Origin of the sequence: Sulfurimonas sp. NWX79, assembly GCF_039667035.1 — a bacterium.
In the GTDB taxonomy this organism is placed as follows: domain Bacteria; phylum Campylobacterota; class Campylobacteria; order Campylobacterales; family Sulfurimonadaceae; genus Sulfurimonas; species Sulfurimonas indica.
This window is the reverse complement of the sequence record NZ_JALCZL010000007.1, coordinates 1-19746: the sequence shown is the minus strand read 5'-3', so window position 1 is coordinate 19746 and position 19746 is coordinate 1. Positions and strand designations below refer to the sequence as shown.

19 protein-coding genes are annotated in these 19746 nt (G+C 38.1%); 10 read left to right on the top strand and 9 right to left on the bottom strand.

Annotation, left to right across the window (positions count from 1 at the left end):
• Nucleotide 1 precedes the first annotated feature (1 nt).
• Nucleotides 2-766 carry an imidazole glycerol phosphate synthase subunit HisF gene (gene hisF / locus MNY27_RS04545; protein WP_152183089.1) on the bottom strand — a complete coding sequence of 255 codons (765 nt, stop codon included), beginning with the start codon at nucleotides 764-766 and terminating at the stop codon, nucleotides 2-4.
• Between the two features lie 326 nt (nucleotides 767-1092).
• On the opposite strand from hisF, the gene MNY27_RS04540 reads away from it, so the two are divergent.
• The 5 genes from MNY27_RS04540 to fliI all read left to right on the top strand — a co-directional run bounded on the left by MNY27_RS04540 (nucleotide 1093) and on the right by fliI (nucleotide 6369).
• Complete coding sequence (locus MNY27_RS04540; protein ID WP_346391922.1) at nucleotides 1093-1569, top strand: CZB domain-containing protein; 477 nt, start codon at nucleotides 1093-1095, stop codon at nucleotides 1567-1569.
• Nucleotides 1570-1634: 65 nt separating this feature from the next.
• Complete coding sequence (rsmA, locus tag MNY27_RS04535; protein ID WP_152183087.1) at nucleotides 1635-2408, top strand: 16S rRNA (adenine(1518)-N(6)/adenine(1519)-N(6))-dimethyltransferase RsmA; 774 nt, start codon at nucleotides 1635-1637, stop codon at nucleotides 2406-2408.
• Nucleotides 2409-2423: 15 nt separating this feature from the next.
• On the top strand, nucleotides 2424-4367 hold the full coding sequence (locus tag MNY27_RS04530) for a ribonuclease J (RefSeq protein ID WP_152183086.1): 1944 nt from the start codon (nucleotides 2424-2426) through the stop codon (nucleotides 4365-4367).
• Nucleotides 4368-4467: 100 nt separating this feature from the next.
• Entirely contained in the window at nucleotides 4468-5049 is a 582-nt protein-coding gene (gene folE, locus MNY27_RS04525; RefSeq protein ID WP_152183085.1) for a GTP cyclohydrolase I FolE, read from the top strand.
• Nucleotides 5050-6369: a flagellar protein export ATPase FliI gene (gene fliI, locus MNY27_RS04520; RefSeq protein WP_152183084.1), complete on the top strand. Its 1320-nt coding sequence runs from the start codon at nucleotides 5050-5052 to the stop codon at nucleotides 6367-6369.
• Here fliI and MNY27_RS04515 read toward each other — a convergent pair.
• The 3 genes from MNY27_RS04515 to MNY27_RS04505 are packed head-to-tail and all read right to left on the bottom strand — an operon-like array spanning nucleotide 6359 to nucleotide 11676.
• Nucleotides 6359-8482: a hypothetical protein gene (locus MNY27_RS04515; RefSeq protein WP_152183083.1), complete on the bottom strand. Its 2124-nt coding sequence runs from the start codon at nucleotides 8480-8482 to the stop codon at nucleotides 6359-6361. The two genes, fliI and MNY27_RS04515, sit on opposite strands and share 11 nt — an antisense overlap.
• Nucleotides 8469-10067, bottom strand: coding sequence for a single-stranded-DNA-specific exonuclease RecJ (gene recJ, locus MNY27_RS04510; protein ID WP_152183082.1), 1599 nt, complete (start codon nucleotides 10065-10067; stop codon nucleotides 8469-8471). The genes MNY27_RS04515 and recJ overlap by 14 nt, the downstream gene beginning before the upstream one ends.
• Nucleotides 10057-11676: a CTP synthase gene (locus tag MNY27_RS04505; protein WP_152183081.1), complete on the bottom strand. Its 1620-nt coding sequence runs from the start codon at nucleotides 11674-11676 to the stop codon at nucleotides 10057-10059. Before MNY27_RS04505 ends, recJ begins: the two co-directional genes overlap by 11 nt.
• A gap of 76 nt (nucleotides 11677-11752) precedes the next feature.
• Here MNY27_RS04505 and MNY27_RS04500 point away from each other — a divergent pair, with 76 nt between their 5' ends.
• The gene (locus tag MNY27_RS04500) at nucleotides 11753-13375 is read left to right on the top strand and encodes a cation:proton antiporter (RefSeq protein WP_152183080.1); all 1623 of its coding nucleotides are present in this window, start codon (nucleotides 11753-11755) and stop codon (nucleotides 13373-13375) included.
• 8 nt (nucleotides 13376-13383) lie between these two features.
• On the opposite strand, the gene pyrE is transcribed toward MNY27_RS04500, so the two are convergent.
• The 3 genes from pyrE to secG are packed head-to-tail and all read right to left on the bottom strand — an operon-like array spanning nucleotide 13384 to nucleotide 14900.
• Complete coding sequence (gene pyrE / locus MNY27_RS04495) at nucleotides 13384-13992, bottom strand: orotate phosphoribosyltransferase (protein WP_152183079.1); 609 nt, start codon at nucleotides 13990-13992, stop codon at nucleotides 13384-13386.
• A gap of 4 nt (nucleotides 13993-13996) precedes the next feature.
• Entirely contained in the window at nucleotides 13997-14554 is a 558-nt protein-coding gene (gene frr, locus MNY27_RS04490) for a ribosome recycling factor (RefSeq protein ID WP_152183078.1), read from the bottom strand.
• A gap of 13 nt (nucleotides 14555-14567) precedes the next feature.
• Entirely contained in the window at nucleotides 14568-14900 is a 333-nt protein-coding gene (secG, locus tag MNY27_RS04485) for a preprotein translocase subunit SecG (RefSeq protein WP_152183077.1), read from the bottom strand.
• A 107-nt stretch (nucleotides 14901-15007) separates the two neighbouring features.
• Between secG and MNY27_RS04480 the strand changes: the two genes are divergently transcribed.
• Genes MNY27_RS04480 through MNY27_RS04465 form a run of 4 tightly spaced genes read left to right on the top strand, consistent with a single transcriptional unit; the run spans nucleotide 15008 to nucleotide 18194 of the window.
• Nucleotides 15008-15943, top strand: a complete 936-nt coding sequence (locus MNY27_RS04480; protein ID WP_152183076.1) for a metal ABC transporter substrate-binding protein — start codon at nucleotides 15008-15010, stop codon at nucleotides 15941-15943.
• The gene (locus MNY27_RS04475) at nucleotides 15934-16704 is read left to right on the top strand and encodes a metal ABC transporter ATP-binding protein (protein WP_152183075.1); all 771 of its coding nucleotides are present in this window, start codon (nucleotides 15934-15936) and stop codon (nucleotides 16702-16704) included. The genes MNY27_RS04480 and MNY27_RS04475 overlap by 10 nt, the downstream gene beginning before the upstream one ends.
• Nucleotides 16705-16713: 9 nt before the next feature.
• Entirely contained in the window at nucleotides 16714-17511 is a 798-nt protein-coding gene (locus tag MNY27_RS04470; RefSeq protein ID WP_152183074.1) for a metal ABC transporter permease, read from the top strand.
• Nucleotides 17508-18194, top strand: coding sequence for a methyltransferase domain-containing protein (locus MNY27_RS04465; RefSeq protein WP_152183073.1), 687 nt, complete (start codon nucleotides 17508-17510; stop codon nucleotides 18192-18194). Before MNY27_RS04470 ends, MNY27_RS04465 begins: the two co-directional genes overlap by 4 nt.
• Here the strand turns inward: MNY27_RS04465 and MNY27_RS04460 are convergent.
• Both MNY27_RS04460 and MNY27_RS04455 read right to left on the bottom strand, forming a co-directional pair.
• Nucleotides 18181-18591 (bottom strand): thiamine-phosphate pyrophosphorylase, encoded by a 411-nt coding sequence (locus MNY27_RS04460; protein ID WP_188109412.1) that lies wholly within the window; start codon nucleotides 18589-18591, stop codon nucleotides 18181-18183. The two genes, MNY27_RS04465 and MNY27_RS04460, sit on opposite strands and share 14 nt — an antisense overlap.
• Nucleotides 18581-19279 carry a Bax inhibitor-1/YccA family protein gene (locus MNY27_RS04455; RefSeq protein ID WP_152183071.1) on the bottom strand — a complete coding sequence of 233 codons (699 nt, stop codon included), beginning with the start codon at nucleotides 19277-19279 and terminating at the stop codon, nucleotides 18581-18583. Before MNY27_RS04455 ends, MNY27_RS04460 begins: the two co-directional genes overlap by 11 nt.
• Between the last annotated feature and the right edge of the window lie 467 nt (nucleotides 19280-19746).

Below are 19746 nucleotides of genomic sequence, written 5' to 3'. Positions count from 1 at the left end.
TTTACAGCCTTACTGGAATATGGTTGTCATGCAGATAGTGTTTGAGATCCATAATATCTATCTCTTTATAGTGAAAGATCGAAGCAGCAAGTGCAGCATCTGCACCATGTTCAAAAGCCTCTTTTATATGCTCCATAGTCCCTGCTCCGCCACTCGCTATTACAGGTACATTGACAGCTTTGGAAATTTGTTCAGTGATATTTAGCTCGAAACCAGCCTTAGTACCGTCTGCATCCATAGAGGTAAGGAGTATTTCACCACTGCCACGTTCTACTACTTCTTTCGCCCACTCTAGTGCATCAATACCGGTGTCAACTCGTCCACCGTTAAGGTAGACATTGTAAGAACCTTTTTCATTACGTTTTACATCAATAGCAGTGACAATACACTGAGAGCCAAAACGTTTTGCTCCTTCATCTATGAGCTCTGGGCGTTTGATAGCCGCTGAGTTTACACTGACTTTGTCACAACCTACATTTAAAAGCTTGTAGATATCCTCAAGTTTGCGAATACCACCACCAACAGTAAGAGGAATGAATATCTCACGTGCTACTCGTGCGACAATATCTACAATAGTATCGCGATTGTCAGATGAAGCAGTGATATCTAAAAAAGTAAGTTCATCAGCGCCCTCTTCATTATATCGGCGCGCAACTTCAACAGGATCACCTGCATCTTTCAGTCCAACAAAATTCACACCTTTTACAACGCGCCCATCTTTTACATCTAAACAAGGGATTATTCTTTTAGCAAAGTAGTTTTTCATATCTTTCTCTATCTTTATAATATAGTGCAATTATACTTAAAGTTGCTGTAGCTGGGTTTAATGGTTTGTCTTTAGATGTTATTTTGTACTCTTACTCCTTTGAAATAGTCTTTAGCGATCTTTCAGAGATCATCTGTGGTTTTTTCCTTTCATGTTCAGACAGTCCTCAGCGGTCCTTTGGACATCGTCTGTGGTTCCAACCCTAAAAACGATAAGAAATTATTGTTTTCTTAACGGGTTTCACGTGAAACATTTTTTTTTGAGTTTATAGTTGTTTAATATAGTACATACTATAATGTATAATAATTTTTAATGAAATGAATGAAATGAAAAAAGAAGAAATTATTGAGAAATTACAAAAAGCGAAGCTTTCTGATTTACAATGGATTGACAGGGTAAAAAATCTAATTGCCGGAACCAAAAATGACACCGGGATACCTCCTGTAAAAGCAAAAGAGAGCGAATTTGGCAAATGGTTTTATAATGAGGGTCAGAAGCTCAAAAGATTATCAAACAATCCGTTGGAGTGCATGAAAAATATTGAAGTGCTCCATGAGCAGCTACATAAGAAATATCTTGGGATTTATCATATCTATTTTGCAGAAGAGAAAAAAGCAGGTTTCTTTTCTAAGCTCTTAGGTGCGAAGCGACAAGAGTTAAGTGAAGAAGAGAAAAACGCAGTAGATAATCTTTTGCGATCTATGGAAAATGATGCCAAAGAGTTTGTTAGAGAGGTAGAGCGTTTAGAGAGACGACTAGAAGCTGTCGCACAAGAAAAGATAGATTCTGTCATGAAAATGTAAAGAAATTATGCAATTTCTTTGCTTTGTTACCTTTTTATAAGTATTTTTAGTATAGACTAGCTTTTATGAATAGAGAAAGTGTTGTAGCAAAGAAGAAGTTTGGACAAAACTTTCTAAAAGATGAGTCCGTTTTAAGAAAAATCGTCGAAGCGATGCCCAAGAATGACAATAAAGTCGTAGAGATTGGACCTGGCTTAGGTGATTTAACTAAATTTTTAGTTGATGTCAAAAGTGTAGAAGCTTTTGAGGTAGATACCGATTTATGTAAACTGTTACAAAATACATTTGAAGAAGAGATCATTACCAAGCGACTCCACTTACATTGTGGGGATGTTTTAGAAGCTTGGAAGAATACTTTGATAGATGAGCCGTATGACTTAGTGGCAAACCTGCCTTACTATATAGCTACGAACATCATACTCAAAGCACTCGCAGATCCAATGTGTAAAAATATACTTGTAATGGTACAGCTTGAAGTAGCAGAGAAGTTTTGTGCGACAAGTGGAGAGAAAGTATTTGGTTCTTTGGGCATTATTGCTCAAAGTGTGGGAGAGGCAAAAATTGTCACAAAAGTTCCACCAACTGCATTTGATCCACAGCCTAAAATAGACTCTGCTGTTTTTCTCATACAAAAGAGTAGAGATAGAAGTGATAAAGCGTTCGAGGATATGCTTAGAGTTGCATTTACGCAGCCTCGAAAAACTTTAATGAAAAATCTCTCTTCTAAGTATGAGAAGGCAAAGCTGCAAGAGGCTTTTAAAGAGCTAGATCTTACATTGACGATTCGCCCTCATCAAGTTAGCACGAAGGACTATCACCAACTCTATAAAATGATATAAATAAAAGGAGTTTGGATGGCAGAAGAGAAACAAGAGGTAGCTCAGCAGAGCAAACCTCAAACAGACCGCAAACCAAATAACAGAAGAAACAACAATCGCAGACCAAATAATCAAAACAGAAACTCTGGCGATAAGAACAATGCAAACAGCAATCAAAACAAATCCAACAATCGTAACAAAAACCGTAATCGTCACAAAAGAGGTCCTGCCCCTATTGATGAGCAGTTAAAATCATTTGTTGTTAAAAATCAAGAAGCTCATAAGCAAAGACTTAACCCACATTATAAACTAGATCTGAATTCTAAAGCAAAAGTACGTATTACACCACTCGGTGGACTCGGTGAAATCGGTGGAAATATTGCTGTATTTGAGACAGAAAAAGAGGCAATCCTTATCGATGTAGGAATGAGTTTTCCAGATGATGAGATGCACGGTGTAGATATTTTAATCCCTGATTTTTCATATATCCGTGAGATTAAAGATAAAATCGTCGGTATTATCATTACGCATGCTCACGAAGACCACATCGGTGCAGTACCATACCTCTTTAGAGAGATGCAGTTTCCGATCTATGGAACACCGCTTCCACTTGCAATGATAGGCAATAAGTTTGATGAGCATCATCTAAAAGAGCATAGAAAATATTTCTGCCCGGTACAAAAACGTGAAATTTATAAAATAGGAAATGATTTTGAAATTGAGTGGATGCATATGACACACTCTATTTTAGATTCGTCATCTATTGCCATTACAACAGAAGCAGGAACGATCATTCATACAGGTGATTTCAAAATAGACCATACACCAGTTGATGGCTATACGGCAGATTTGCATCGTTTGGCATATTATGGAGATAAAGGAGTACTTTGTTTACTGAGTGATTCTACAAACTCACACAACCCGAACCCTACTCCATCAGAGTTAAGTGTTGCTCCTGCACTTGATCGTGTATTTTCTAAGGCTGAAGGGCGAGTAATCCTTTCAACGTTCAGTTCAAATATTCACCGTGTTTATCAGGCTATTCAGTATGGTATTAAATATGGACGTAAAGTATGTGTCATTGGTCGTTCAATGGAGAGAAACATTGAAGTTGCACTGCAGTATGACTATATCCGTTTTCCAAAAAATATCTTTATTGATGCGGATGAAGTCTCACGTATGAATGACAAAGAGATTCTTATTGTTACAACAGGTTCACAGGGTGAAGCAAACTCGGCACTTTTTAGAATGAGTATAGGCGAGCATAGACATGTAAAAATCAAGCCAAATGACTTGGTTGTTCTTTCCTCTCGTGCTATTCCGGGGAACGAAGGAAGTATATCTCAAATGCTGAACCACTTACAAAAATGTGGTGCAAAAATAGCAATGGATAAAGATATTCATGTTTCAGGTCACGCTTCAATCGAAGAACAAAAGTTAATGCTTCGTCTTGTAAATCCTAAGTTCTTCTTACCAGTTCACGGTGAATACAACCATGTTATGAAGCATAAAGAGACTGCCATGATGTGCGGTGTTCCAGAGAGAAATATTCTGCTCATGACAGATGGTGAGCAGATAGAAGTTGCACCAAAATATATGCGAAAAGTAAAAACTGTTAAGACCGGCAAAACATATATTGATAATCAAAACAATTATGAAATTGAAGATGATATCATTCTTGACCGTCAAAAACTTGCAAATGACGGTATCGTTATGATTGTTGCTCAAGTGAGTGAACAGACTGCTAAAATGATGGATAAGCCAAAGGTAACAACATTTGGTATCGTCGCAGATAAACGAGATAAAGCTTTTGCAAAAGAGATGGAAGATATCATTGAAAACTTCCTTATTAATATGAAGCCGGGACTTATCGGCAATCCAAAAACTTTAGAGGGAGACCTACGTCAGGTAGTGAGAAAACATATCTACCGTAAGATGAAAAAATATCCTCTTATCGTTCCACATATCTTTATCCACTAAAAAGTTCTCACCTCTTGGGTGAGCTACTTCTTCTTACAAATCATTTTCTCAGCAAACTCTTGATATCCTATCATCAATAAAATCACAAAAGGCAAAAAACTTGTCAAATAATAATGAAGCATTTGAAAATGCAGTAAAAACTATGATGGAACACGTTGGAGAAGACCCCTCACGTGAGGGATTGCTAGATACTCCAGAGCGTGTACGTAAGTCATATGAGTTTATCTATGGTGGATATAAAGAGGACCCCGAAGCGATTTTAAAAAAGGCACTTTTTACGACTAGTAATGATGAGATGGTGCTCGTTAAAGATATAGAGTTCTACTCAACTTGTGAGCATCATCTACTACCAATTATAGGGCGTGTACATGTTGCCTATATTCCAGATGGAAAAGTAGTAGGGCTTTCAAAGATTCCCCGTGTAGTTAATGTTTTTGCACGCCGTATGCAGATTCAAGAGCAACTCACTGAGCAGATTGCCGATGCTATCATGGATACTATCACACCAAAAGGTGTGGCAGTTGTTATTCAGGCACGTCATATGTGTATGGAGATGCGTGGAGTTGAAAAGATAAACTCTACAACAACATCTTCTGCGCTTCGAGGTCTTTTTAAAAGTGATGAAAAGACGCGCGCAGAGTTCTTTTCTCTCATTAACTCTCCAACAGGAAGCAGATACTAAATGCCACTCTCTTCTCTAAAAGAAAAACTCTCACACAAGAACTATTCAGTGGCTTTTGGAGAAGTAGTAAAAATTAATGCAACTGTTATTACGGCAAAGGGCCTAAATGTAAGCATCGGTGATATGGTGAAAATTGTCTCAAATGAGACGGATTTAGAGACTGTTGGCATGGTGACAGAAATCGACGGTGCAGTCTTTTATATCACACCCTTTTCATTTGTAGAAGGATTTCGTTCAGGGGACAGAGTCTTTTTGGACTCTACGGGACTCAATATTCCAGTAGGAGATTCACTCTTAGGTCGTGTGGTTGATCCTTTTATGCGCCCTATTGACGGTAAAGGTCCGTTGAAGTCTTCAAAACTTACTCCTATTATAAAAGCACCGATTGCTGCGATGAAGCGGGGTATGATAGATGAAGTTTTTTCTGTTGGTGTTAAGAGTATAGATGGACTCTTAACCTGTGGAAAAGGGCAAAAGTTAGGTATTTTTGCCGGAAGTGGTGTTGGTAAATCAACGTTGATGGGGATGATAGTACGCGGTGCTGATGCACCTATCAAAGTTGTAGCACTTATTGGTGAACGCGGACGTGAAGTTCCGGAGTTTATCGAGAAAAATCTTGGTGGCGATTTGACAAATACCGTCATTATTGTAGCAACATCCGATGATTCTCCCTTAATGCGTAAGTATGGAGCCTTTGCTGCAATGAGCGTGGCAGAGCACTTTAAAGATAAAAATCAGGATGTGCTCTTTATTATGGACTCTGTAACACGTTTTGCAATGGCGCAGCGTGAGATTGGACTTGCTCTTGGTGAACCGCCAACCTCTAAAGGATATCCACCATCTTCATTGACACTTTTACCACAACTGATGGAGCGTGCAGGAAAAGAGGATGGTAAAGGGAGCATTACTGCCTTTTTTACGGTTTTAATCGAGGGCGATGATATGAGTGATCCTATTGCCGATCAATCCCGCTCGATTTTAGATGGACATATTGTTCTCTCACGTGAGATGACAGACTTTGGAATCTATCCACCTGTACATATTTTAAACTCAGCCTCACGTGTGATGAATGATATAATTTCTCAGGAACATTTTCAAGCGGTTATGAAATTTCGCCGTCTCTATACACTGCTCAAAGAAAACGAAACACTTATTCGCATTGGTGCTTATGTACAGGGAAGTGATGCCGAACTTGATGAAGCGATAGAGAAAAAAGATGCAATGATGCGATTTATTGCCCAAGGAGCAACATATATTGTCCACTTTAATGAGGCAGTTAAGGAGCTCATTGCCATTATGGGTATAGAAACTAATTCATAATATCTGAAAGAGTCCAAGCATTTCGGTCTTTATGTTTTTTTTGCATAAATGTAATGGCGAGTTTTGTGTGTGAAGTCTTCTCAAAACTTCTCATCAACTGTTTTACCTCACTGTCCATTCCAAAGATATCGATGTAGGAGTAGATTATATTTTCTGCACTTTTGTAGTTAGGGCGGTCTAACTCTTTTTTTATCTTTGCATGGAAACTAACGCGAAGCAGATCACCGATTTTCTCTCTACGAGTGTTTATGTGAATAAGCTCTCCAAGTGTCTCTTTTACTGCTTTAAAATTGCCTTCTAGTGCAAAGAGTTCACACTTCTTTATACGCTTTTTCCAGTGATCCTCAAGCAGTTGTGCCAGTTGCATAGACTCAAGCTCACTGTTGTCATCCAGTGTTTCATAGCATTTGACAAAATTGTTCTTTTCATAATAGTTGAGTAGTTTTTTTGCCTCTTGCGTGAGGTTATAAAGCTTGTAGAGATTCTCTTTGAGCACAGAGATATGCTGGAGTTTCTTTATCATCTCTACTGCTTCAGTGAGCTTTGCATCTGCAATCAGTTTATAGATATCTTCTATATGCTTATCAGTCTCCTCAAGAAGTGCTTTATAGGAGGGTATTTCTTGAAATACCGGGCTTGTTTTAACAAGTCTATCCACCTCTTCATAGTTTTTATCGCCAATAGCTTTTATAAATGCCAAAAACTCTTTGTTTTGTCGTAAAAGAAGCTGTGTCATAGCTCGTTTTGAGCTGATGGTCGCAAAGGGTTCAAGGAGTGCCTTTGCTTGGCCTGGTCTTTGCAGGAGTAGCTGTTTTTGAGCCAAAGTAAAACTTTTTGTATAGGTACTTTCCATTTTTTTATACGGAGGAGTGAGTTGCAGTGCAGGAAATTTTTCACAAAGTGCATAAGCAAGGGCATATTTATGCTCGCTATAAAAGCTTTGCAGTTTTGGATAGTTTTCATAGGCAAGTAGCAGATTTTTGATACTCTCTTTTTTTGATTTCACTACTTCAAAGGGTTTTAGTCTATCTAAAAGTTCCTCTTTTTTTGATGTTATCAATTCCAAAAGCACTTTACTATATAGCTTTTTATATAGTTTTTCAGCTTCTTGTGCTTCAGGAGTTTTTTCAAGCATAGGATTGGACTCTACCAGCTTGAAAATCTCAAGAAGTTCTCTTTTTTCTAAAAGTTCACGCAGCACTTTCTGTGAGCCAAGATATATCTTGTGAACACTGTTGTCTGCAAGAGTAACGAGCAGTATATCTTTACTTAAAAGCAGAGCAGTGCGAACATTTGCATCAAAACTTAAAAAGTTTCTTTTAATGATTTTTTTTGCTCTTATATCAAAGAGCATAATATTGCTAGACTTCGCAATAATCAAAAGATAATTACTTTGAGGCACTTTCAGCAGTTGCAGAATATCTCGCGTATGTGTATTTACTTGCGTAATATGAGCATTTTTCCTTATTTTTGCCATAAAGAGCATGCCATCGACATTGGCAAAGATTATATGTTTATCTTCTGTAAAAGTGATGGCATTGACTTTTGTTTTGGAACTCTCAAAGCTGAACTTTCTTGTCTGGGAATGAAATTTTACAAGAGTAACAGCACCGCCATAGCCGCTTGCCGCAATATACTCAGCATTATAGGCTATAGCACTGACATAATTGTTGTTTAGACTCTTCTTATAAGTAACGGAAGTATAGGGAAAAGAGCAGAGTCTTGCGATGTGAATTTTGTCTTCATATCGGTATTGTATGACTCTGCCGTTTTGTGTTCCACTGATGAGATAAGGTTCATTTTGCATAAATGAGAGTTTTTCAATCACGCCATCATGGGTAATGATGGTTTGTAGAATATTTCGCTTGTTGATATCTAAGATATAGAGTATTTCACCATTTGCTATTGCCATAAGTGGTAGTGAGGGATGAAAGGTCAGTGCAGTTGTTTTTGCCTCTAAAAGCTCAAAATAGATATTTTGTTCTATTTTTAAAGGCTCAATGGAAGCTATTTTTATATTTTTGAGATGGCTGGCAATAGCAATGAACTCTTTATTTACTTTTTCAAGCACAAAAATATCTGTATGAAGTTTCAGTGCTTCAAGATACTGCATTATAGATCTTTTTGACTAAAAGCTGAGGGGATACTCTGCCATTAAATTCATTTTTTGTAACTGTATAGGAACAGCTTATTTTTCTATTTGCAGGCATCTCAAAAACGGTTCGAAAAGCAATGAGTTCAACTGTTTTTCTTTGGTGTGGATATTGCCTTACTTCGATGCGTGAGTGTGATTTGTCAGCTCCCATAAGTTTAATGCTGACAACTTCAGCTTCATGTAGTAGAAAGCTAGGCTTTGTGTTGGCCTCCCCATAAGGCTCAAAACGCTCCAAAAGCTTCAACAGCTCTAAATCAATATCATCCGTTGCCAAGATACCGGTAAGTGATTCCACAGGTAAAAAATCTTCAGGGGCTATCTTTTGCGCACTTTTGTTGATAGCCTCTCTAAAAGGCTCAATATCTATCGTCTTAAGCCCTAGTCCGGCAGCCATTTTATGCCCGCCAAACTTAGTTAACAAGTGTTCATTTTCTTTTATAAGCTCGTAAATACTGATATCTCCAATACTTCTAGCACTCCCTTTTGCACTCTGACCATTTATACTCAGCACAATGGCAGGCTTTTCAAATCTGTCAACCAAACGTGAAGCAGCAATACCGACAACACCTTCATGCCAATCTTCTCCTGCTACAACAATAATGCTGTCTTCTTCTCTCACGCATGCTATCGCCTCTTTTGTTGTTTGAGCCTCTGTCTCTTTTCTCAGCTCATTGAGTTGCCCTAAGAGTTCAAACTGTTTGTAGGCACTGTGTGTATCTTGCGCGGTAAAAAAATCAAGTGCAATGGAAGCATCTTCAAGACGCCCAGCGGAATTGATGCGAGGTGCTATCTGAAAGGCTATATCTTCACTGCTGATAGTTGATTTATTGAGAAAATCCCGAATGATGACAGAAGCAGGCCGTGAAGAGTTTTGTATCAGTTTTAAACCCTCTTTTACAAGCGTTCTGTTGATATCAATAAGCGGCATAATATCTGCAATAATAGCAATCGAGAGTATGTCTAAGAATTGGCGCATATCAATGCTGAGTGAGAGCTCTTGTTTGAGTAGTGCTAAAAGCAGCCATGCAACCTCTGCTCCGCATATCTCCTCAAAAGGATAGTTACACTCTGAGAGTTTTGGATCAACAATCGCATAGGCATCAGGAAGCTTATCTCCTGGCGTGTGATGATCTGTAATGATAAGATCAATGCCTCTTTGTTTGCAAATTTCTGCTGCTTCAACAGCGGTAATGCCATTGTCAACTGTAATGATAAGATTAGCTTCAATACGCTCTAGTACAGTTGGACTCACTCCATAGCCATCACTAAATCTATTTGGGATGATAGCATCAAGCGGGTAAGGGATACGCTTGAAAAAATCAACCATAATGGCTGTGGAGCTGACACCATCAACATCATAGTCCCCTACAAGTGTAATACGTTCATTCTTTTGTATTGCGTGAGCAATACGTTTTGCAGCTTTACTTGCATCATGTAAGAGAGATGGATTTGGAATTTGGGAGAGCTTTTTATCACTCTCAAACCTCGAAGAGAGAATCTCAAAGAGATCTGATTTTGTTATAAGAGGAAGTTTACTCAGCATTCAAACTAGCGTTTACAAACGCAAGTATAGATGGGTTTGGAGTTTGCAGGCGTGAAGTAAACTCAGGGTGAAACTGTACGCCTAGGAACCATGGGTGGTCTTTCACCTCTACTGTTTCAATGAGCCCGTTAGATTCTCCCGTTACAATCATTCCTGCTTTTTCAAGTGCTTCACGGTAAGCAGGATTTGCTTCATAGCGGTGACGGTGACGCTCATAGATTGTTTTGGCACCGTTGTATGCCTCACGCAGGATTGAACCCTCTTTCGTATCACACGGATACTCTCCAAGACGGAGTGTTCCACCCATTGGAGATTGATGTGTACGAAGCTGCATTCCACCGCTTTGATCTAAGAAATTATCGATAAGATAGATCATAGGGTGTGGTGTATTTTCATCAAACTCTACAGAGTTTGCACCCTCAAGACCAAGTACATTTCTTGCATACTCTACAAGCGTGAGTTGCATTCCAAGACAGATACCAAGGTAAGGGATTTTATTTGTACGAGCATATTCAATTGCTTTGATTTTACCCTCAACACCGCGGCTTCCAAAACCACCGGCAACAAGAATCCCGTCACAGTCACGAAGCAGTTCTTCTGCTCCACGCTCCTCTATCTCCTCAGAATCCACCCAGCAGATCTCAACACGACTGTCAAGGTGTGCACCTGCATGAATAAGTGCTTCTGTAAGTGACTTATAAGACTCTTTGAGGGCAAGATATTTTCCAACAAAACCGATAACAACACGCCCTTTTGGTTGTACGATTTTCTTAACAAGATTATCCCACTCCTCCATGTCTGGAGTGAGCTCACCGAGTTCGAGCTCTTTGGCAATAGGCTTTAAGATATTCTGGCGTAAAAAACTCATAGGAACATCATAGATACTTGCAGCATCAAGTGCTTCAATAACACTATCATTTGGTACATCACAACTCATTGCAAGTTTTTTCTTAAAAGTTTTAGGAAGTGCATTTTCGCTTCTTGCAATGATCATTTGTGGCGTAATTCCAATACGGCGAAGTTCTTGAACAGAATGTTGTGTTGGCTTAGATTTCATCTCTCCAGCTGCTTTGATGTAAGGAATAAGTGTTACATGGATGAAAAATGTGCCTGCTACTTCATCATCATGTTTCATCTGGCGAATTGCTTCCATAAACGGGAGCCCTTCGATATCACCAACTGTTCCACCAAGCTCAACAACTAAGATATCATGTCCCTCACCCGCTTTTTTAATACGTGAGACAATCTCACCAACAATATGAGGAATAACTTGAATCGTTTGACCTAAATAACCACCTGCACGTTCACGCTCTATTACAGAAGAGTAGACCTGCCCTGTTGTAAAGTTAGAGCTTTTTAAAAATGAGGTATCAAGAAATCTCTCATAGTTTCCGATATCAAGATCAGTCTCAGCTCCATCTTTGGTAACAAAGACCTCTCCATGCTCTAAGGGACTCATCGTTCCAGGGTCGACATTGATATATGGATCGATTTTTAACATCCCAACATTTTTACCAGAGTGTTTGAGTAGTGTACCAACACTGGCCGCTGTAATCCCTTTTCCAAGAGAGCTTAGAACGCCTCCGGTAACAAAAATGTATTTCGTCATATAAAAATCTCCATAAATCGTAATTATTATCGCGATTATAGTATATAATGACTTATTAAATTATGAAAGCTTTTAAATGGAACATATTTTATTCTATATTATTGTCGCATTAGGGCTCTCTATCATTATCAATATTTTTCTCAAAAAGATAGGGATCTCACAGATCATCGGCTATATTATCACAGGTACTATTATTGTTTATGCTTTTGATCTGCGTGAGGCTGGACACTCTCATGAGCTAGAGATGATAGCTGATTTTGGAATCGTTTTTTTGATGTTTACGATAGGGCTTGAGATATCACTTGCCAAGATGGGAAATATGAAAAAAGATATCTTTGGGAATGGCTTGATGCAGGTTGGTTTTACCTCTTTGGTCGTTTATGTTGTAGCACATTACTTCTTTGAGTTGCCAAGTCAATCTTCTTTGATTATTGCACTTGCATTTTCTCTCTCATCAACGGCAGTTGTTCTCTCCTATCTTAAAGCTTCCAAAGAGATATATACGACATATGGGCAGAGTGCGACAGGTATTTTGATATTTCAAGATATTGCCGTTATCCCTATTCTCATTCTGATCGGTTTTTTAACGACAGAGGGAAATGAGAGTGTCAGTACAATTTTATGGCATACGCTCAGTTCTGCAATTATAGTTGTAGGAGTGCTCTTAACAGTGGGAAAAAGAGTAGTCGCATGGTTACTGCATTTTTCCGCCTCTTCGGATGTCGATGAACTTTTTATGGGCTCTGTTTTGTTTATCGTCATTGGAGCCTCTCTTTTTGCTTCTTCTATGGGGTTTACCCACTCTTTGGGTGCTTTTGTAGCAGGGATGATTATTGCAGAGACGAAGTACCACCATAAAGTTGAAGCCGACATTGCTCCTTTTAAAGATATTTTACTTGGTACCTTCTTTGTTGTTGTGGGGATGAAGATTGATGTCTCTCTTTTTCTAGAGCATGCTGATGAAGTCATAGGCTTTTTCTTTTTGGTTTTGGTTGTCAAGATGCTGATTATGTTTTTACTCCTCCGACTTACATCCAAGAGCACTGACTCTTTAAAAACCGCTATGTTTCTCTCTCAGGTCGGTGAGTTCTCTTTTGTTATCTTTGCTCTTGCAGAATCAGGAGGTATAATTGCAAAAGACCTGGCCTCTTTGTTAGTGTTAATAGTTATATTTTCTATGATTGTTACTCCGTTTTTTATCGCTCGCATTAGTCCTATGGTTGACAAATGGATAAAAGAGAAAGATGTTGTAACAGATTTCTCCGGACTTGCAGGCAGAGAAAATCATGTTGTAGTCTGTGGGTATAGTGTTGTTGGTAAGTTTGTGACAAAATATCTTGAAGATATGGATGCTCCGTTTGTAGTTATAGACAACTCAAACAAGCATGTAAGAGAGGCTTTAAATGATGGGATAGAGTGCTATCTTGGAGATGCTTCAAAATCTTCTATCGTTGAGGCTCTGCATGTAGAAAAAGCTTCTGCTATCATCGTCACACTGGATAATATTACCAAAAAGAGACTTATTTGTGAAGCTGTACTAAAAGTTGCAAAAAATGCGAACTTGATTGTAAAAGTAGTTTCACTTGAAGAGAAAGAACAGTTAAATGATTTGGATATTACAACGATTGTTGATGGAAAAGTAGAGGTTGCACGAGTTCTTGTTGAGCGCATGATATCATGCCAGCTCAACTATAAGTAAAGAGGTTTTTAGTTTCCGCGTGAGCCCGGTTTGATAGCTTCGCTGCCATCTTTACAAAGAGGACACGCATCTGGAGCGTACATTTCAAATGTAAAGTCAGCAAGTGCAAAAAACGGAATATCTTGAGGAAGTTTACAGTTTACTTTTGTCTCGATATCACTGCCTTCTCTGTGACAAAAACCACGATTTGCCAGTGCTGCCACACCAACAATCTCACCACCGAGCTCTTTTACAACAGCTGCTGCTTCCATAGCGCTCCCACCTGTTGTAATGATATCTTCACACATAAGCACTTTTTCACCCGGTTTTATCTCAAAACCTCGACGAATAGTCATCTTACCATCAACACGTTCGGCAAAGATAGAACGAACATCAAGAGCAGTTGCTAGTGCAAAACCGGCAATGAGCCCACCGAGCGCAGGAGCACATACAGTGTCAATCTCCAGTCCGCTTGCTTTTATCTGTGTTGCTAGTTCATCAGCCAAAAGCTTTGCAGTTTTTGGGTCTTCTAAGACTTTTGCAGATTGAAGATAAAACTGTGAGTGATTTCCAGAACTAAGCTTGAAATGCCCTTCCAAAAGAGCATCTGCATCCATATATATCTGTTTAATATCCATTAGATTATACTTTTAAGATTTCAGCTTCTTTGTCTTTTAAGATGCTGTCCACTTTTGCAATATATTTATCTGTGATTTTTTGGATGTTGTCTTGAGCAGATTTAGACTCATCTTGTGTGATCTCTTTCTCTTTCTCAAGTTTTTTCACTTTGTCATTTGCATCACGTCTGTCATTTCTGATAGAGACTTTTGCTTTTTCACCCATTCCCTTCATCTGCTTTACAGCTTCTTGACGCTGCTCAACTGTCATTGGAGGGAAGAAAAGTTTAATTTGATCACCATCATTATTTGGATTCACACCAATATTTGCAGCTTGAATTGCCGCTTCAATATCTCCAAGAAGATTTTTTTCCCACGGGTTGATAACGATAGTTGTTGCATCTGTTGCAATAACAGAACCAACCTGATCAAGTGGTGTTGGAGTTCCATAGTAGTCGATTTTTACATTATCTAAAACAGAAGTGGTAACTTTTCCAGTTCTCAGTGTTTTGAACTCTCTTTGCATGTGCTCGATAGCACCTTGCATCTTTGTTTCACATTCGTTAAATATCTCTTCTAGCATACTCTATTTCTCCCTATTTTGAACTATTTTCTTCTTTAGCAGCAGGTGCTGCGATTGGTAGTGCAGGTGCAGCAATATTTGTATCTTCTACAACCTCATCTACAACTGAAGATTGTGCAGCTTGTGAGTACATGTAGCCTAAAGTAATTGTATTGATAACAAATAAAAATCCAATCGTAAAAGTAGCTTTGGCAAGAAAGCTGTTTGGACCTTTTGCACCAAAAACAGATTCATTAGAGCCACTGTACGCGCCAAGACCGATGCTTGAGCTTTTTTGTAAAAGTACAGCGATTACCAAGATGATAACGAGTACGATTTGAACAATAAGTAAAAGACTTGTAGTCATATATATTTCCTATAATAAAGTGGCGAATTATATCTAAAAAAACTTATATTATCAAACCGATGCAATTCTAGGGTATAATTGCATTATTAATATGAGTTGGAGAAAAAATGAAAAATTTAAAAATAATAGTATCTGTTTTAATAGCAGCAATGGTGATTTTATTCTTTTTCATCTCCAATAATGATACAAAGCCGATCCTTAAAAAACCAATAGTCGCAGTTAGCACTTTTGCGCTTTATGATATTGTCAAGCATATTGCCGGAGATACAGTAGAGAGTGTAAATATCTTGCCTTTTGGTGTTGATTCGCACAGTTTTGAACCGACACCACAACTCATGGCCAAGATTGAAAAGAGTGCTTTGGTTATTTATAGTGGAGCAGGGCTTGAGCCATGGGTGCAAGGGTACCATTTTAATGCCAAAGCGATAGATATCAGTAAGCATGTAAGACTTCGCAAGCTTGATGCTGATGAACATGAACTTCATAATCATCATGATGAACATGGCACACATAATACTATAGACCCACACTATTGGCTTGATTTTTCAAATATGAAGATAGCTGCTGATGTTATTACAAAAACCCTTGTAGAGTTGTTACCGCAAAATAGAGCATTGTATGAGCTAAATCAAAAAAGATATAACACGATGCTAGAAAAACTTGATAGTGCATATAAAGAAAGACTCTCCTCTTGCAAAGCTGACACTGTAGTAGTAAGCCATAATGCACTTGGGTATCTCTCACGCAACTATGGGTTTCATGTAGAAGCGTTGACAGGACTCTCTCCTGAAGCTGAGCCAAGTGCAAAAGATGTAGCAAGAATTATGGATGATATAAAGAAAGAGGGAGTAACGACGATCTTTTTTGAACATTTTGTTAATGACAAAGTGATTAAGCGAATAGCAAAAGATACACATATCAATATTGATGTTTTTCAAGCACTTGGCAATATTACAAAAGATGAGGCCCAACAACATCTTACATATGAAGATATTATGCAACAAAATTTAGAAAAACTCTCTAAGGCTCTTGTGTGCAACTAAAGTTCAAAGTTCCTATCTTTGATATAAAAAATCTCAGTTTTATTGTACGTGGACAGACAATCTTACAACATATTACATTTCAGATTTTTCATGGTGAATATATCGCTATTATCGGACCAAACGGTGGTGGTAAGACAACACTTATTCGTATGCTTTTAGGACTTGAAAAGCCAACAAGCGGAGAGATTCGTATCTTTGGAAAGAGACTCAAGGATTTTAAGGAGTGGCATAAAATTGGTTATGTGCCACAACGTGCATCTCATGTTGATGCAAACTTTCCGGCAACAGTTGAAGATATTGTTAAGATGGGACGTATTGCTAAAAGAAACCTCTTTGCCGTAATGAGTCAAGAAGATAAAGCAATGGTTCATGATGCAATGGTGAAGATGGACATTCTTGATTTGAAAGACAAAATGGTCGGTACACTCTCCGGTGGTCAGCGTCAGCGGGTAATGATAGCACGTGCTTTGGCATCATCACCGGAGATTTTGATTCTGGATGAGCCAAATACAGGAGTGGATGTAAAATCACAACAGCGATTTTATAAGCTCCTTGCAAAACTAAATAAAGAAGAGGGTATCACTATTTTATTTATTACACATGATATCGGAGTGATTGCAGATGATATTGGCAGACTCTTTACTATCAATCAAAAAGCAACTATCTGTAACAATCCTAAAGAGGTGCTCTCCTGTGAAGAGATGTCAGAGCTTTATGGAATTGAAGCACATCTTATCCATAATCACAGACACGAGCATTAGGATGGTTTTATGCTAGAGATGTTTGAATATGAGTTTATGCAACGAGCCTTTATCGCAGGTATCTTTATCGCTATCTTAGCATCACTGAGCGGTACCTTTATTGTTCTACGCAGATATTCACTTATCAGTGAGACACTTGCACACTCTGCACTTGTCGGTGTGGCAGTAGGTTTGGTTGCTGGGTATAATCCTCTTTGGATGGCTGTTATTGTTGCTATTGCTTCTGCATGGCTTATAGAGTATTTACGGAGTTCCTTTGCTCTTTATTCTGATGCGATTTTAGCTATTTTACTCTCAGGTTCCCTTGCTGTTGCAGTTATTATTGTCTCACTGGGCGGAGCATTTAACAACTCACTCTTTTCCTATCTCTTTGGTTCCATTTTATCTGTCAGTGACAGTGATGTGATGACGATTATTATTTTTGGCTCTCTATCTTTGCTCTTTTTACTACTTTTTTCAAAGGAGCTCTATTTTATAGCCTATGATGAAGAGGTGGCAAAGACAAGCGGTGTGAAGGTCAAGTTTTTAAACTTCTTACTGGTTACAGTTGTAGCTATCATCATTGCTCTCTCTATCCGTGTTGTAGGTTCATTGCTTATTGGTGCACTGATGGTGATTCCGACTGTTGCGGCACTGCAGTATAGAGTAGGCTTTCGTGCTACGATGTTGATATCGCTCTTTTTTGCTCTTTTTAGTGTTGTGTTTGGTATGATGCTCTCATACTACTTTTCACTACCTTCTGGAGCAACTATCGTGCTTGCTGTTATTACTATCTTTATTATTTCACTCTTTATCAACAATAAATGAAAGTAAGTTCAGAGTTTTCGAAGTACGCCGCACACTATGGCTTTTATAATGTGATTCAAAATAGAGTTGTGGAAAAACTACTCTCTTTTGTTCAAGGAAAACCAAAAAATGTTTTAGATTTAGGCTGTGGCAGTGGTGCGGTTTTAAAAAAGATAGAGTGGAAACTACAGCATTTTGTAGGTGTTGATTTTGCTCCGGGAATGCTTGAGTTGCATCCAAAAGGCAAACATATAGAGTGTGTTTATGGAAATTTCAATGATGCGATGCTTTTTGAACATCTCCAAACCTACAGTTTTGATTACATTATCTCTGCTTCTGCGCTGCAATGGGCTGATAATTTGGAGCGTGTATTTCAGCATATTGCAGCTTTAAACGCTCCTGTGGCACTTGCTATCTTTACATCAGGCACCTTTAAAACACTCAATGAAACAGCAGGACTTGAACCGCTTCTATGCTCACGTGAAAGAGTAGAAGCTCTGCAGAAACAATATTTTCCTGATGCAAGATTTGAGGTTATTACTTATAAATTAGAGTTTGAGAGTGTCAGAGATATGTTTCGTTATATTAAAAAGAGTGGGGTAAGTGGCTCACGCAGAGTACTTTCATATAAAGATACGAAAAAACTGATGCATGCATATCCTGTGAACTATTTAGAGTTTGAAGTGGCTTTTATTGCTCACTGAGAACTATCTCTTTTTCCAGATTATAAAGCTCATAACGGATAGTTTTAAAATTTTCACTCTGCTCTATATCTTCGAGTTTAAATATCTCTTCTAAAACTCTGGCAGACTCCTCTGCCCTTTTAAAATTGGCTGTTAGAATGCTTGTAATGTCAGAACGTTTTTGCTCGCTTTTTGTAGAGCTGCGTAATACATCATTGATACTGTCACGATTTTTTAGGAGTTCTAGAGTTTTGTTGATTTTTGCTTTGTGGCGAAGTGATTTTAATTTTGATGAGAGTTCTTTGTTATTGTCTCGATAACGCATAATGTCTTCGACAACACGAATACCTTCTTTAAGACGGTTGAGATTGGCATCAATCACCCGATAGATTTCGGGTGATAGAGAGCTACTCTTCATTTCCGAAGATGCCAAAAAGCTGGAGCAGTGCTATAAAGATATTTAGAAAGTCTAAATAAAGAGCGATTGCACCATCGATTGGAGTTTCATACGCTCCATTCATAATGTTCTGTGTATCATAGATAACCAAGATGCTAAAAAGAATTACCACTGCACCTGCAATGATAATTTGAAACATCGGGTTACCAAGAAACATATTAAGAATTGAAAAGCCGATGATTACAAGAAGAGCGATCAATAACGGTTTTCCATATCCTGTAAAGTCTTTTGTGCTCTTAATAGCAAAGAAGCTCATAGCACCAAAGACAACTGCGGTCATTGCAAAGGCATTACCAACGATGACCCCGCCACCTACCATACCTAATGTATATGCAAGAAGTGGTGCAGTAGTGAGCCCTGTCATAAAAACAAAAGCAAACATAACCACAAGATTAATGCCTGGCTTGTTCTTAGCAAACTGTAGACCGATCAAAAGACCTATCTCCAAGAAGAAGAGAGGCCATATCATTGATGATATACTAGCAGCAAGTGGTACACCCACATATGCTCCCACAGCACCTGCCATCATAGAAGCAGCAAAAAGTTTGTAAGTCTCTTTTACAAAAGATACAATCTGTGCTTCAGAACGATGTGCTGTTTCGTAAGCATAAGAGTTGCCTCTTGCATAGTCACGATCATAAAGTCCCATATTTTTTCCTTTTTCAAATAATCTTATTAGATATTTTTTATTTACTGAATTTTATACATAAAGAGTTAATGGATAGCAACGTTTGGTAAACAGAAAAAATGCTTACATAATAATATAAGAACAAAAAAGAGATATTAAAATAAGAAAAACAAATTCCAAAGTAAACATTTCATAAAAAAATGTAAAATTTCTCCTAAAAACTATTGACATTAAAGATGAAATCTCCTATAATTCCCATCCACAAACGGAGACACTTCGAGTTGAAGAGTCAAGAGTCGAGAGATTCAGAAGTTTGAGATCATTGAAAACTAAGCAAGTAAGAGACTGAGAAATAACGAATCAGTTGTCTTATTTAGAAATAACTAATATAACAACAAAAACAACCGTCTATTCTATTTGAGACCATAGCAATATGGTTTCCCAATAGTAATAGATAACTATACAAAGCCAATGATTTTTAAATCTTG